General features: G+C 70.2%; 14 protein-coding genes, 2 pseudogenes and 1 CRISPR repeat array. Of the genes and pseudogenes, 6 read left to right on the forward strand and 10 right to left on the reverse strand.

The window, feature by feature from the left end; genetic code table 11:
- Positions 1–29 precede the first annotated feature (29 nt).
- On the reverse strand, positions 30–857 hold the full coding sequence (locus ACFW1A_RS13190; protein WP_380408257.1) for an SDR family NAD(P)-dependent oxidoreductase: 828 nt from the start codon (positions 855–857) through the stop codon (positions 30–32).
- A 75-nt stretch (positions 858–932) separates the two neighbouring features.
- Complete coding sequence (locus tag ACFW1A_RS13195) at positions 933–1,787, reverse strand: hypothetical protein (RefSeq protein WP_380408259.1); 855 nt, start codon at positions 1,785–1,787, stop codon at positions 933–935.
- A 288-nt stretch (positions 1,788–2,075) separates the two neighbouring features.
- On the opposite strand from ACFW1A_RS13195, the gene rpe reads away from it, so the two are divergent.
- The 6 genes and pseudogenes from rpe (at position 2,076) to ACFW1A_RS13225 (ending at position 6,960) form a co-directional block, all read left to right on the forward strand.
- The gene (gene rpe, locus ACFW1A_RS13200) at positions 2,076–2,759 is read left to right on the forward strand and encodes a ribulose-phosphate 3-epimerase (protein ID WP_380408261.1); all 684 of its coding nucleotides are present in this window, start codon (positions 2,076–2,078) and stop codon (positions 2,757–2,759) included.
- A gap of 70 nt (positions 2,760–2,829) precedes the next feature.
- Positions 2,830–3,789, forward strand: coding sequence for a pirin family protein (locus tag ACFW1A_RS13205; RefSeq protein ID WP_380408264.1), 960 nt, complete (start codon positions 2,830–2,832; stop codon positions 3,787–3,789).
- Positions 3,790–4,475: 686 nt separating this feature from the next.
- A complete protein-coding gene (locus ACFW1A_RS13210) occupies positions 4,476–4,970 on the forward strand; it encodes a hypothetical protein (protein ID WP_380408266.1) in 495 nt (164 codons plus the stop codon).
- Between the two features lie 70 nt (positions 4,971–5,040).
- Complete coding sequence (locus ACFW1A_RS13215) at positions 5,041–5,268, forward strand: hypothetical protein (RefSeq protein ID WP_380408268.1); 228 nt, start codon at positions 5,041–5,043, stop codon at positions 5,266–5,268.
- A 116-nt stretch (positions 5,269–5,384) separates the two neighbouring features.
- A pseudogene (locus tag ACFW1A_RS13220) lies at positions 5,385–6,721 on the forward strand (transposase).
- Positions 6,721–6,960, forward strand: a complete 240-nt coding sequence (locus ACFW1A_RS13225; protein WP_380408309.1) for a hypothetical protein — start codon at positions 6,721–6,723, stop codon at positions 6,958–6,960. Before ACFW1A_RS13220 ends, ACFW1A_RS13225 begins: the two are co-directional and overlap by 1 nt.
- Before the next feature lie 33 nt (positions 6,961–6,993).
- On the opposite strand, the pseudogene ACFW1A_RS13230 reads toward ACFW1A_RS13225, so the two are convergent.
- The 8 genes and pseudogenes from ACFW1A_RS13230 to ACFW1A_RS13265 form a co-directional block, all read right to left on the reverse strand.
- Positions 6,994–7,257: pseudogene (locus ACFW1A_RS13230) on the reverse strand (hypothetical protein); the annotation flags it as partial.
- A gap of 200 nt (positions 7,258–7,457) precedes the next feature.
- A complete protein-coding gene (locus tag ACFW1A_RS13235) occupies positions 7,458–7,805 on the reverse strand; it encodes an Imm51 family immunity protein (protein WP_380408270.1) in 348 nt (115 codons plus the stop codon).
- Positions 7,806–7,896: 91 nt separating this feature from the next.
- On the reverse strand, positions 7,897–9,489 hold the full coding sequence (locus ACFW1A_RS13240; protein ID WP_380408272.1) for an ISL3 family transposase: 1,593 nt from the start codon (positions 9,487–9,489) through the stop codon (positions 7,897–7,899).
- A 464-nt stretch (positions 9,490–9,953) separates the two neighbouring features.
- Positions 9,954–10,646: direct repeats of the CRISPR family, unit length 37 nt; unit sequence ATCGCTCCGCACCCTTCCGGTGCGGCACCATCGCAGC.
- Positions 10,647–10,799: 153 nt separating this feature from the next.
- Positions 10,800–11,954, reverse strand: coding sequence for a tyrosine-type recombinase/integrase (locus ACFW1A_RS13245; RefSeq protein WP_380408274.1), 1,155 nt, complete (start codon positions 11,952–11,954; stop codon positions 10,800–10,802).
- 80 nt (positions 11,955–12,034) lie between these two features.
- The gene (locus ACFW1A_RS13250) at positions 12,035–12,199 is read right to left on the reverse strand and encodes a hypothetical protein (protein WP_380408276.1); all 165 of its coding nucleotides are present in this window, start codon (positions 12,197–12,199) and stop codon (positions 12,035–12,037) included.
- A complete protein-coding gene (locus ACFW1A_RS13255; RefSeq protein ID WP_380408278.1) occupies positions 12,196–13,029 on the reverse strand; it encodes a class I SAM-dependent methyltransferase in 834 nt (277 codons plus the stop codon). The genes ACFW1A_RS13250 and ACFW1A_RS13255 overlap by 4 nt, the downstream gene beginning before the upstream one ends.
- A gap of 30 nt (positions 13,030–13,059) precedes the next feature.
- A complete protein-coding gene (locus tag ACFW1A_RS13260; RefSeq protein WP_380408280.1) occupies positions 13,060–13,569 on the reverse strand; it encodes a topology modulation protein in 510 nt (169 codons plus the stop codon).
- Positions 13,570–13,651: 82 nt separating this feature from the next.
- On the reverse strand, positions 13,652–14,329 hold the full coding sequence (locus ACFW1A_RS13265) for an HAD family hydrolase (RefSeq protein WP_380408282.1): 678 nt from the start codon (positions 14,327–14,329) through the stop codon (positions 13,652–13,654).
- Between the last annotated feature and the right edge of the window lie 51 nt (positions 14,330–14,380).

The following is a 14,380-nucleotide window of genomic DNA, read 5'->3' on the forward strand; positions in this document are numbered from 1 at the left end:
GGTCCAGGACGGACCGCCCCCGCCCGGTTTCACGTGCCGAGCACCGCCCGGACCAGCCCGGCCGAGAGCTCGCGAAGCTGCGCGCGGGCCGCCGGGTCGTAGGCCTGCCGGTGCGGGTGGGCCTCGCGCAGGCCGTTGTAGTAGCGGCCGGTGCGGGTGCCCGGATCGCCGGTGACCAGCGCGAGGGTGGCGGTGGTGCCCTCCTCGATCGTGCTCACCGGTGTCACGCCGGACTCCAGGACCATGCCGGTGGGCATGTAGGTGGCCGGGTGCAGCGCGTTGACCGTGACCGGCGAGCCGGCGGCGGTGAGCCGCTCGGCCAGGTCGAAGGCGTGGATGATCTGGGCCAGCTTGGCCTGGCAGTACGCCCGGCCGCCGTCGTAGTGGGCGAGCAGCTGCGGGTCGGTGAAGTCGATCGGGTGCTGGCCGGCCGAGGCGACGTTGACGATCCGTCCGGCCGTGCCGGTGAGCCGGGGCAGCAGCCGGTCGGCCAACCGGTAGCCCGCCAAGTAGTTCACCGCGAAGCGGAGTTCGACCCCGTCCGCGTTCTGCCGGCGCGGCGCACCGGGTGCGCCGGTGCCGATCCCGGCGTTGTTGACCAGCACGTCCAGGCGCTCGAAGCCGTCCAGCACCGCGTCGGCCAGGCGGTCCACCTCGCGCAGGTCGGCCAGGTCGGCGAGCAGCACCTCGGCCCGCCCGCCCGCGGCGCGGACCTCGTCCCGCACCTCGGCGGCGCGCCCGGCGTCGCGGCCGTGCAGGACGAGCAGCGTGTCGGGGCCCGCCAGGCGCAGGGCCAGTGCCCGGCCCAGGCCGTGGGTCGCTCCGGTGATCAGCATGGTGTTCGGTTGAGTTGACACACCGTCAAAGATAGTGGCGGTGGCGGTGACGGCGGTCGTGGCCGTGGCCCGGGCGGCCGTCCGACTGCTGCTCCGCTACGGCTCCACCGGCGGCATCGCGAGCGGGTTGATCGGCATCCGCTCGCGACAGAGCACCGCGATCGGCTTCAGGACGGCCGTCAGGCGCGCGAGTTCGTCGTCGGACAGGCCCGCCCAGACGCGGCCGGCGGCCAGGTCGGTGGCCTCCTCGACGGACCGGTGCCGGGCCCGGCCGAGCTCGGTGACCGCCCCCTGCGGCGTCAGCCAGTCCCGCTCGACCAGCCGGGCCGTGGCGGCCGCCCACGCGTCGTCCGTCCACCCGCGCAGCGGCTGGAGCACCTCGCGGTCGGCGCCCGTCGCGCAGTGCAGCACCGGCGCCTCGCAGCCGTCCAGCCCCCCCGCGACCAGCGCGGCCACGTGGCCGTCACCGCGGTGCTCGCGCAGCACGGTCGCGGCCTGCCACAGTCGCCCGTGGACGTCCGTGGGCCGGGGGAGCGCGGCGTTGGCGGCGGCCAGCACCCGGCCGGCGCAGTCCAGCCGGGCCACCGCCTCCTCCAGCGCCGTCGCCGCCGCCTCGACCTGCTCGACCGCCACCGGCTCCAGCAACCGGGCCAGCGCCGCCGCCGACCCCCGGGTCCGGGCGGCCAGCGCCTGCGACGGGCTCGCGTGCGTCCACACGTCCGGCAGCGCCTGCGCGACCATCGCCGGGGCGAAGCTGAAGAAGGACGCGGTCACGGTCGGCGCGTCCACCGCGCCCAGCGGCGCCGCGCGGCCGGCGAAGTAGCCGCGCCAGCCGCCGTCCAACCCGGCCGCTTCGAATGCCGCCCGGCTCTCGGGCTGGAGGAAGGTGACGGCGTACACCGGCTCGAAGAGCCGCCACAGCGCGCGGGCGGGGTGGACGGGATCGGACATCGGGAGACCTTCCTGGCAGGAGCGTGTCGGCTCGACGGACAGCGCGGGCAGCGCGCGTGTGCGGGCGTGCGGGCGTGCGGACGTACGGGGACGGTCCGGTGGGTGTCGGGTCCACCGGGTCCGTCCACGGGCTGATGGCCACCGCGGCGGCCCCGGTAACCACGACCGGGGTGTGACGCCGATCACCCGGGGCACGGGGTTGCGGTCGTCGGAGGCGCGGCACGGGATGATGGGTCCAGGTGCCCGGTTCCCGGAGTGCCCCCAGCCCCCGCACGAAGGTAGTCGGTCATGGCCCAGATCAGCCCCAGCATCCTGTCCGCGGACTTCGCCCGCCTGGCCCAGGAGGCCGAGGCCGTGCAGGGGGCCGACTGGCTGCACGTGGACGTGATGGACAACCACTTCGTGCCGAACCTGACCCTGGGCGTCCCGGTGGTCGAGTCGCTGGCCCGCGCCACCGGCACCCCGCTGGACTGCCACCTGATGATCGAGCAGCCGGATCGCTGGGCCCCGCAGTACGTCGAGGCCGGCGCCGGCTCGGTCACCTTCCACGTCGAGGCCGCTGCCGCGCCGGTCCGGCTGGCCCGCGAGATCCGGGCGAAGGGCGCCCGCGCCTCGATGGCACTCAAGCCCGCCACGCCGATCGAGCCCTACGAGGACCTGCTCCCCGAGCTGGACATGCTGCTGGTCATGACGGTCGAGCCCGGCTTCGGCGGCCAGGCCTTCCTGGACATCATGCTGCCCAAGATCCGCCGCACCCGGGAGCTGATCAGCAAGCACGGCCTGCAGCTCTGGCTCCAGGTCGACGGCGGCGTCTCGGCGAGCACCATCGAGCGCTGCGCCGAGGCGGGCGCGGACGTCTTCGTCGCCGGCTCGGCCGTCTACGGCGCCGAGGACCCGGCCGCGGCGGTGCGCGCCCTGCGGGCCCAGGCGGAGGCGGCCACCGCGGGCGCGGCCTGGGCCTGCGCGCACTGAGGTCGGCTTCGAGCCCTGGGACCGTACTGACCTGCGGGTGGGCTGAGCCGGGGTCAGTTACGGTGGCGGTGTGAGCAATCTCGACCTGCGTCCCACCGCCACGCCCTGCGGCGGCCAGTCCGCCACCGGTCCGGTCCGCGACCTGCTGACCGGGCGGACCGTCCCGCTCGGCGAGAGCACCGAGGTCCGCCGCCTGCTGCCGACCCTGGGCCGCCGGATGGTCGGCGCCTGGTGCTTCGTCGACCACTACGGCCCCGACGACATCGCCGACGAGCCCGGCATGCAGGTCCCGCCGCACCCGCACATGGGCCTGCAGACCGTCAGCTGGCTGCACGACGGCGAGGTGCTGCACCGCGACAGCCTCGGCAGCCTGCAGACCGTCCGGCCGCGCGAACTCGGCCTGATGACCTCCGGCCGGGCCATCTCGCACTCTGAGGAGTCTCCGCGCGAGCACCCGCGCCTGCTGCACGGCGCGCAGCTGTGGGTCGCCCTGCCGGACACCCACCGCCACACCGCCCCGCACTTCGAGCACCACCCGGTGCTCCCGGAGATCACCGCCGGCGGCCTGCGCGGCACCGTGATCCTCGGCTCGGTCGACGGCGCCACCTCGCCCGGCACTACCTACACCCCGCTGGTCGGCGTCGACCTGTCACTGACGGAGGGTGCCCGCGCGGACCTCCCGGTCGAGCCCGAGTTCGAGTACGCGGCCCTGTCCATCAGCGGCAGCGTCGACGTGGACGGCGTCCTGGTGGAGCCCGGTTCGCTCCTCTACCTGGGCTGCGGCCGCAGCTCCCTGCCCCTCCTCGCCCGCACCGACGCGTCGTTGCTGCTGCTGGGCGGCGAGCCGTTCGAGGAGCGGCTGGTGATGTGGTGGAACTTCATCGGCCGAGACAGTGCTGAGATCGTACAGGCCGTCGAGGACTGGGAGAAGGGCGACCGGTTCGGAGTGGTGCACGGGTACGCGGGGGAGAGGCTGCGGGCCCCGGTGCTGCCGCCGGGGCCGCTGAAGCCGCGGGGGAGGGTGCGCTGACCTGCGGAAACCTGATCCGGATGGCGTGTCGGGTTCGACCCCCAGGGAGGGGCGGCGGGAGCCCGGAGTTGTACCGTGCCAGGCTCGGGCGGGGAGGGAACTGCCCTAGGGGACGACCCGTCGGCAAGGGGAGCGATTCTCAGGTCTACGCGTGTTTGACAGGGTCTACCCGTACGCTTGCTGACCTTTTGCTGACCTTGCTGACGGGCCATCAGGCAATCGATCTGGGCGGTTTGGGCGGTTGGCCTCGAGCTCTCCAGTCCGCCTGCGGTGGTCGACCCAAGGAGGCTGGCCGGCCTTGCCGGAGGGGGGACACGCACCGTTGCCCCATGGCAGTCGGGGGTGGTTGGGGTGCTGGATCTGGTGCGCGCCAACGACCGGTGAAGGGTGGGACCAGGATCGAATGGCAGACCCATGGATCACAACAACGTTGTCGGCATCGTCACCGTCGACCGGAACTTCACCTCCGGGACAATCGACCCCAAGCCCACTCCGGTGCAGCCTGACCTCAGCCTGGTCTTCCACCTCACAGGACATGGTCGTGTACGCGCTATCAAAGGATCGGGCCGGAGGAGTCTGCCGAGCCGGTGCCGCAGGGAGCTACTGAAGTTGAATGCGTGTTGTCGGGGAGCGGGCTGCTTCACCTCGCGTGGGTCACGTTGCGGGTGCTGCGACATGATGTGCAGGTGACGGAGACTGGGGCGGATCTGCTGACGTTGCTGCGTGAGCTCGATGACCCGCAGTGGCTTGAGTGGCCGGCGGCGTACGACCGGAACGCAGTCGCTGCGCGGTTCGGCGAGTTGGTCGCGCGGCTCGAAGGTGACTTCGGGGTTCCGTGCGTGGCTGAGCAGGATACGCAGGATTCCAGCGAGTACGGGCGGGCAACTGTGCCCGCAGAGGCCACGGTATGCGGGACCCGGATCGTCGTCTGCGTCAGCAAGTTCGGGTCCCTCGCCCTGGTCTGTGCCGAGAACCCCGGAGCCTTCCTCGGGACGCAGGACGCCCAGGACGAAGGCGAGCTGGACGCCGCCGATCTGGGCGCCGTTGAGCGGGCCCTTGTCGAGCTCGGCTTCACGGTCCTGCCGGAGGAACTGGTGGAGTCCGACTACGACGGGCCGAGTCGAGCGCGCCTGTACGGGCAGTGGCCCACGTGGTGGGACCGTTTCTTCGGAACGTTCTGAGCTTGCCGTTTTACCTATCGGCCGCGGAGATCGAACGCCGTCGATCAACCGGGCGTGGGACGATCCCGGCATGCTGCTGATTGCTGACGGAGTCACTCCGGTCCCGCGGATGATGCTGGTTGACGATCTTGAGACGGATAGCGGCGGCTTCTGTGAGCTGGACAGCCCGCTCTTCCTGGCGATCGGCGACCGGATCAGCTTCGACGGCCGAAGCCTGTCCGTGACACGAGCAAACGGCGAGACCTTCTCGCCCAGCGGCGAGTGGGGAATCCGCTGCCGCCGAGGTCCCCGAATCTGACTGTTCGACCCTGTCACCCACACGGGGATTCCCAAGACGGTGGGTCGGCCTTCACGTGATCCTGAACTCGGCTAAAAGATAGAGGACTTCACGCGAAGGCGGTGGTGACGAGTGTGGTGGAACAGGCAAGCCAGCGCGATCCGTTCGCGGAACTGTCACGCTTCCGGGCGGACTTCTACGACTGCCTGCGCGGTCGAGGGGACGCGCTGTTCGAGCTGGCTGACGCGCTGCTGTGCACTGAGGGCCCGATGAAGACTCTGGTGGACCTGGCGCTCACGCCCGAGCACCGGCGTGGGCACGGCGCCCTGTACGGCGCGTTGCACAAGGGCCGCCTGGACGTCGACTGGCTGCGGACCGAGCTGGCCAGCCTTTCGCTGCCGCGGGCCGCCAACGGCCGCCTGGTGCTGGCGGTGGACGTCTCGCCGTGGCTGCGGCCGGACGCCGGGACCTGCCCGGACCGGTCGTTCTGCCACACCTATGGCCGCGGCGACGCCAAGCACCAGATGATCCCCGGCTGGCCGTACTCATTCGTCGTCGCGCTGGAGGCTGGGCACACGTCGTGGACGGCCGTCCTGGACGCGGTGCGACTGGAGCCCGGAGCCGACCTGGCCGCCGTCACCACCGACCAGCTCCGGGACACGGTGGGCAGGTTGATCGCCGCAGGGCAGTGGAAGGCCAACGATCCGGAGATCCTGGTGATGATGGACGCCGGATACGACGCCCCGCGTATCGCCCACTTGCTCGGCGACCTGCCGGTGCAGGTCCTTGGCCGGCTCCGCTCGGACCGGGTGATGCGCCGACCGGCGCCCAGCCGCGCGGAGTTCGCCGCGGCCAACCCGGCCTGGGGCCGGCCGCCCAAGCACGGGGCTGAGTTCGTCTTCGGCGACCCCGCTACCTGGGACGCCGAGCAGGCGGTCACCACCACCGACACCCGCCGCTACGGCACCGCCGTCGCCCGGGCCTGGGACCGTCTCCACCCCCGGCTGACCCGCCGGGTGGCCTGGCTGGAGCACGACGGGCCGTTGCCGGTAATCAAGGTCACGGTGATCCGGCTGGCCGTCGAGAAGCTGCCCAGCGGCGGGGTGAACCGTCCGGTCTGCTGTGGTGGTCGCGAACCGGCGCGACCCCGGCCGACGTGGACCGTTGCTGGCAGTCCTTCCTCCGCCGCTTCGACCTGGAGCACACCTTCCGCCTGCTTCCAGACCGTGACGCGAGGTCCGCGAAGCCAGCAGCAGACTCGGCACAAGGTCCGCTTCGACGACCTGCTGGAGATCCCGAGCAACTGCTTCATCGGCAGGGGGCTCGCGATCGACACCGTTTCGCTCTGGATGACCTTCTCCGACGACCTGGTCGGTTAGGTCTGTGCGGCGCATCGACCGTCACCAGCCCACCGGGGCGCGTCCCGACGTCACCTAATCGAGTTACGACCATCGCTAGAAGGCAGGCGAAGTAGTGATTGAAGACCACCTTGCAAGGGCAGTGCTCTCAGCCATTATGTTGCTCGACCATTCATCGGCTGACGAGATCGATCGCGATGTTGCTTCTCAAGGGCTTGAGAACATCGCATCAGACCTGAGCTCGATGAACGAAGAGGAGCGCCAGGAGTTCAGGCGCGTGCTCGGCCGCATTGCCGAGGAAGAGCCCGACTACGCTCCGTACATCGATGCATTGCCCAACCTGTTGGGCTGGTGAGATCGGGTCCCCTCCTTCGAGCATCCCGGCCTCGCCCTGCTCCCGCGAGGCTCGGCGCCATCGCTCCACGGATCGATGCTTCACCCGTGACGCGTCGGCGATCTCGCGATTCCTCCGGCCACTCTTAATGCGTCCGCCGGCCTGCAGCCGCACCTGTTCCCTCGCGGCCCTCCCGGCATCGGACAGTCCGCCGCCCTGTGGATACCTCACACCAGAGGTCTGTCGGCGGTCGCTGAACCTGGGTTCTGACTCACTTTCAGTGCCGGAGCCACGGAGCGTGAGCGGAACCGCGATCATGAACGGTCGTGGCTGACGATCTCCTCCAAGACCTCTGGCTCCACCATGCCGCCGGCGTCGCGGTCAACACCATCACCGTCCACTCCACGTGCTACATGGAGTGCTGAGCCGGGACAGATCGTCAGTGAGAAGGTCGCCACCGGTGGGCTTGTCCAGCCCCAGGGGCTTGATGGTCTTCCATCTTCACGAGCTCTATCGGTTCAGGAGCGCGGGTTGGCCATCGCGATGTACCGGCCGAGGAGTTCCCGATTGTGGAAGGCAGAGTGCAAGAGGGCGGCCAGGTCCGTGAGGGCTTTCAGGTCGCTGCTCAAGACCACGAACGTGCCGGCCTCTGAACCGAAGTGGAGTTTGCCCGCATTGTCGGGCATGCAGGACCTGACCAGTGACCTGGCCAGACTCTCCCAGCCGTGGCCGTGGCTCTCCGCGTCGTGTGCCTCGAAGACGTCGGCGACCTGTTCCATGTCGCCGTCGAAGAGAAATAGGCAATGGGAAGGGTCGGAGTCGCCGGTTTCGTCGATGTGAAACGGGGCGAGGGATTGGTCGGTCACGGGGCGATCGTATGTCCAGGCCCGGACAGTCGAGAGCCGTCGGCCAGGGCCTGCCCGCGTGCAACCATGTGGACCGCAATAGCTGGAGACCTCATGGTGCATGGAGGACGCGTAGGCGCAGGAGGTCGAAGCCGGCGCGGCCGAACATCTGACGCTTTAACATCTTGATTTTGTTGTTGTGGCCCTCGACCGCGCCGGAGCTGTAGCGCAGGCTCAGGCCGGCGACCACCGCGTCGAGGTCGGTGAGGAGGCCGGTGGCGAACGCGGCCAGGGCGGGGACCTGGTCGGCCTGGACCGCGGCTATCCACTGCTTGAGGTGGCGGCCGCGGCGGTGGTTCATCAGCTCGGCGAAGCTGCGGACGTGTTCGGCGGTGGCGGCCAGGGCCGGGACCCGTGCCAGGATCTCCTTCAGGCGCTGGGCGTCGTCGGCGTCGAGCCGGTCGGGGTGGCGGGTGATCCAGCGGGTGACGTCGCGCACCGAGGGCTTGCGCCGTGGCGGGTTCTGACGTGGGAAGGCCTCGCGGAGCCGGTGGACGTACCTGCGGACGATCTGTTCCTTGCCCGCGTAGCCGCGCTGCTGGATCTCCTCGAACAGGCGGCGGGCGTTGGTGAGGCCCTGGGCGAACCGCTGGTCGATGTGCGGCTTGAAGGGATCGAGGATGCTGGCGCGTCCGGTCCACCGGCCGACCAGCAGTTCGTCGGGATCCGCAGCGCGGGCCAGGCGCCGGACCGTGTTGCGGGCGAGTCCCAGCCGCTCGGCGACGGCGCGAAGAGCGACTCCGTCGCCGAGGAGCGCGTGGACGGCGGCGTGCTGCTCGCGGACCCGGTCAGCCAGGCGCCCGGTGCTGCGGAGCGACGAGGTGACCTGGGGCAGTGCCACCGCCGTCGGCTCGTCGACAACGGCGGCGGGCTCGGGCAGCAGTGCCCGGTGCTGGAGCACCGTCTTCTCCACGGCCTCGGCGAGGTTGTGCCACAGGTGGTAGCGATCCGCGACGTGGATGGCATCCGGGGCGCCGACGCGTCCGGCCTCGGCATACGTACCGGAGCGGTCCCGACAGATCACCTCGACCCCCGGGTGGGCGGCGAGCCAGGCACTCACAGTCTCGACGCTGCGGTCGGGCAGCAGGTCGACCACGCGGCGGGTCTCGATGTCGACCAGGACTGTTGCATAGACGTGGCCCTTGCGCAGGGCGAACTCGTCGACGCCCAGCACCCGCGGGGTGGTCGGCGCGGTCTCGGGCAGGGCGCGTATCAGCCGCAGCAGGGTCGAGCGGCTCACCGGCGCGGCCAGCACGTCCGCGAGCCGGGCCCCAGCCCGGCCGGCCAGCATCAACGCAACCCGCCGCATCACCGTCTGCAGTCCCTGGCTCCGCCGGCCGTGGCGGAACGTCAGCCCCGACACCTGCTCAGCGAACGTGGCCCGGGGGCAGGACAGTTCGCCGCAGCGGAAGCGCCGGACCCGTAACTCGATCACCACCGGCCGCCCACCCACCGACGCGTCGTCGAGCCGCCGCACGTAGCGGCTGTGCACCCGGCCCGAAACCGTCCCACAGGACGGACAGCCCGCTTCGTTGCTGGTGGTGGCGGCGTGGATGGTCACACGGTGCGGGTGGACGGTGATGGTGTTGACCGCGACGCCGGCGGCATGGTGGAGCCAGAGGTCTTGGAGGAGATCGTCAGCCACGACCGTTCATGATCGCGGTTCCGCTCACGCTCCGTGGCTCCGGCACTGAAAGTGAGTCAGAACCTGAAAACTGACCCAGGGTCGCCTGGGGTCAGTTTTCACGAAGCGGCGACATCCGCATCGCTCCGAACCATCCCGGTGCGGTGCGGCACTATCGCAGCATGTCCGCCCACGCCTCATCCGACATGTGGTACCGGTCACCTCCGCACCTCATCTGTGCGGCTCCATCTCAGCTCGACGAACCGTCACATGTGCCTGTCTTCTTCGGACAGCACCTCTACACCTCACCGGCGCAGCACCATCGCAGCTTGGTCTTGACCATGCCCCACCACGGCCCGTCCTGACACCTCCGCACCTCACCGGTGCGGCACGATCGCAGTTTCGCCGCCTCGGCCGACAGACCTTCCTCGCGTATCCTGATCCGCACCATGGCGGTCTGGTGGCCGCAGCACGGAGTGGACGCCCTCGCTCCGCACCGTCCCGGTGCGGCACTATCGCAGCCTCTACACCGGGCCGGCCGACGGCTGGTACTACCCGTCGCTCCGCACCGTCCCGGTGCAGCACCATCGCAGCGGGTGGAACAGGCCGGCCGCGCGCGCCTCCGCCAGCGTCGCTCCGCACCGTCCCGGCGCGGCACAATCGCAGCGACCTGGCGAGGGCCAACGGCGCCGACCTGCCGACCGTCGCTCCGCACCGTTCCAGTGTGGCACCATGGCAGCTTCTGCGACCGCCTGGGCAACGACGGCGTCTGGTAGCGGAGTCGCTCCGCACCGTCCCAGTGCGGCACCGTCGCAGCGTCTCCACCGTCCGCTTCCCCGCCCGCACCCGCCGGTCGCTCCGCACCCTCCCGATGCAGCACCATCGCAGCTCGAAGATCGCCTTGAGGGTGGCGTCGACCTCGATGGTCGCTCCGCACCGTCCCGGTGCGGCACCATCGCAGCGCCAGCTCCACCGTCAAAATCGTGTCCCTGACCGATCGCTCCGCACCCTTCCGGTGCGGCACCATCGCAGCGTTCCGGGGTTGGCGTTGGCGAGGGTGACGACTGTGTCGCTCCGCACTGCCCCGGTGCGGCACCATCGCAGAATCTCGTGGGTCGGCGCTGCCGCGCACACCGTCCCGGTCGCTCCGTACAGTCCTAGTGCGGCACTATCGGCGCGCCGTGCCGTCGTAGGCGTACTGGTCTCTCGACACCATCCCGGTGTGGCACCCCCGGAAGTCCGGGCCTGGGTCAAGCAACAGCGGCAATCCTCCAGCTGAAGCACAAGCGGCACCGGCGGGTCGGTCCAACTGGGCCGACCCGCCGGTGCGTTCAGGCAGCCATGCCCAGGTCGAGTACCTGGGCGGCGCGGCTGATGGAGCCCGGCATCAGGTGCCGGTAGATCTTGAAGGTGACGTCGAGGCTGCGATGCCCCATCCATTCGGCGACGTCGGTGATCGGGATGCCGTTGCCGAGGCAGTTCGAGGCGAAGAAGTGGCGCAGGCCGTAGAGGACCATGCCCTCGGGGACGTCGACCTGCCCGGAGCCCTTGATCTTCCGCCACTGCTTGTCGATGGTCCACCAGCCGAACGGCTTCGAGCTGTCCTTGACGCTGCGGAGCAGGTATCCGTCGACGGTCCCGTACGTCTCGGCGTACTGCTCTATGCTGCGCTTGACCGACGCCGGCAGCGGGACATCACGATACTCGCCCTCCTCGCGGTGCTTCAGGCGCGCGTAGCTCCGGGTGACCTGGTTGGCCTGCTCGCGGACGCGGTAGACGTCGTCGGCGACGATGTTGTCGATGTTGACGGCGAACGCCTCCCCGTTCCGCAGACCGCAGCCGCTCATGAGGTCGGCGACCAGGCGGAATCGGTGGTCGCCGGCGTCTCGGATCGCCAGCAACTGGCTGATCGACGGGATCACCGCGCGTTCGGGGTCGTACTGAGGGGGCTTCACGCCTTCGACCGGGTGGTCCTCGTAGATGCCGAGCCGGTGCGCGTCCAAGAGGATCGTCTTCAGGTTCTCGAAGGCGCCGCTCTGTGTCGCGAGCCCGACGTCGTTCCGTTCCATCGTCTGGACGTAGGCCTCGACGACCTTGTGGTCGAAGGTGCCCATCCGGCGGCTGGCGAACTCGGGGAGCAGATGGGTCGTCAGGACTGAGTCGACGCGCCGCACTGAAGCCGGGCCGAGATGGCGCTGGGCCTTCTGCCACTCCGTGACGTACTGCGAGAACCGCATCTCGCCGTACTTCTTGATGCGTTCGGCCTTGCGCCGGCTCGCCGGCACGTTCTTGCGAGCGTGGTAGACCTCGGCGAGCCGGGTCATCGCCTGGGTCTGCTCGGCGAAGCCGCCCTCCTCGGTCTGGCGGCCGGCCGCGTTGCGGAAGCGGATCGTGTAGGGGTGCGGGCAGCGGCTCCACTTCGCCTCGGGGTGCTCGCAGTCCTTGAAAAAGGTGCCCATGCCGCGGACGAGCTTGACGGTGGCCATGATCGGTTCGCTCCTCGGAGTCTTGCTGACACTTTGCTGACTCGGGAGGATCCCCCACGCCTCTGAGCTGGGAAGAACCGTCAGAAGCGTGATATGTCCTGGAAGTGCAACCGGGTCGGCTCGACGCCGAGCAGGTCGGGCAGCGCGAACGGCCGCACGTGGGTCCGGAGCCAGGTGTAGTGACGGACAGCTGCGGCGGCGCGCTCTGGGGTCTCGTAGTGCTTGGTGAACTGACGGAGGGTCATGCCGGCTCCACCTTCGGCTGGGCGACGACGAAGGTGATGCGGGATCGCGTGGTGAGCGGCTGGTCCGGAAGAAGCTTGTGCAAGGTCGCTGCCAGGGCCTCGGGGTTGCCGTACAGGCCGGGCGGGAGGTCGTACTTGGGGTTCGTGGCGAGGTAGTGCGCCACGTGGTCGTGATCCGCGAAGGTGAAGGTGTGCTCCTCGTCCAGGACGGTGAGCACGTCGAGTGAGGAGGCGGTCAGGGCCGCGAGGTTGCCGCTGTGGGCGGCGATGTAGAGGCTCCCGTGCTGGTTGGCCCGCGCGTCGAGGCTGGTGGCGGCGACGAGTTGGTCCATCTCGCGGTAGCTGTCGAGCCCCTTGGTGACCAGGACGGCCAGACCCCTGGGCGTGAGGACTCTGGCGAGCTGCGCGATTACGGCTTCGGGTTGGGGTGAGTGGTAGAGGCAGAACGCGGCGACGGCGATGTCGCACGAGTCGGCAGGCAGAGGGAGGTCGTGGAAGTCGCCTTCGATGAAGTCCACCGCAGTGCCGGCGCGCTCGCGGGCCTGGGCGAGTAGGGCGGGGGCGGCGTCCAGGCCGACGACGCGCTGCGGCCGGAGCTGTTCGGCGAGGACCAGGCTGCTGGTGCCGCGACCGCAGCCGATGTCGAGCACCGTGCCCAGCTGGTGTGGCCGGGCGTGGTGGGCCTGTACCAGGCTGACGATCGTTTCGGGGACGGGGCGGCCAGCGGTCTTCGCGTGCATCAGCGCACTGGTCCGTCCGGCCAGCCGGGAGGCACGCCCGTAAAGCTCCTGCTGGCGGGCAGGGTCCAGGAACGGGTTGGGCTGGCTCATGCCGCACCCCCGGGCCGGGGGCGCGGGGGGTCAGGACTGCTCGGCAGCGACCTGCTGCAGCCAGCGGCGGGCGTGGCGTCGGCTGGTGAGCAGGACGACGTCCGCGTGCCCGCCGTGCTCGTGGATCTTCGCCAGGACGCGCGGGCGCATGCTGCGCCGGTAGCCCAGGACGTACTTGATCAGGCCCCAGTGGATCCGGTTGTGCACGCCGTTGCCCTTGTGCCCGCTGCCGTGCCGCAGCTGCCGGGAGACCAGGCCCCACAGGCAGGCCGCCGTCGAGACGTCCATCAGCACCACGGTGTCGCAGGCAGCCAGCCGGATCGGCAGGGTGGAGTTGTAGTTCCCGTCGATCACCCAGTTGGGCGCGGCGACCAGCTCCTGCTGGGCCTGGGCGAACTTCTCCTTGGGCAGTTCGTTCCACTCGTCGTCGTAGAAGACGGCGTCCAGGTGCGACACCGGGGCGTCCAGCAGGGCGCCCAGTTCCCGGGCCAGGTGGGACTTGCCGCTGCCCGAGCAGCCGACGATTGCGACCTTGTTCACGGTTCTCCACGGTAGGCCACGGCCCGGACCGGGGGCATTCTTGTCCCTTTCTGACCGGGGGGTTTGGGGTAATTCGAAGGGGTCATGTGGTCACCCGCCGGTTGTGGTCGGGCGCGGTGCCGGCCGCCTCGTGCAGGAGGCGCTCCAAGCTGTCCGCCTGCGCGCTGAGCCGGAACAGGTCCCACACCCGGGACACCGACGGGTGCACCTCACCCGTGAGGAGGGCCAGCAGGCCGGACGGCGACTCCGCCGTGGCCACGGCCGGCTCGCTGAGACGACCGTAGCCCCACAAGGCATGCACGAAGGCGATCCCGGCCCGCCGAGCCGCCTCCTGATCCACCGTCATGTCGCCGACGTACACCGCCTGAGCCGGGTCGAGACGCAGATCAAGCAACGCCATCAACAACGGATCGGGCGCCGGCTTACCGCGCTCGCGACCCGGCGTGCGGACGGTCGCGAACGGTATGCCCGTCCTGGCGAGTAGCGGCTGGGCCCGGTGGAGCGCGTTCGACGTGACGACACCGAGAAGCCACCCCTGGTTCGCCAGCGCGAGCAGGGCCTCGGTCATCCCTGGGAAGATCCGGGCCCGGTCCGAGGAGAGCACGCACGCGCGGTCGTAGGTCTCCAGCAGCGCCTCGGCAGCGGTCAGCCCCAGCAGCGCCATGATGTCGAGGAACGGGCGGCCCAGGTGCTCCTGGTACGCCGAGAACGAGACCGACACGCCGTGCTGGGCGCGGACCTCGGCCCAACCGGCCTGCATGACCGGCAAGGTGTCCCAGAGGACTCCGTCGAGGTCCAGCAGCAGGGCCCG

Source organism: Kitasatospora sp. NPDC058965 (assembly GCF_042741245.1).
GTDB lineage: Bacteria > Actinomycetota > Actinomycetes > Streptomycetales > Streptomycetaceae > Kitasatospora.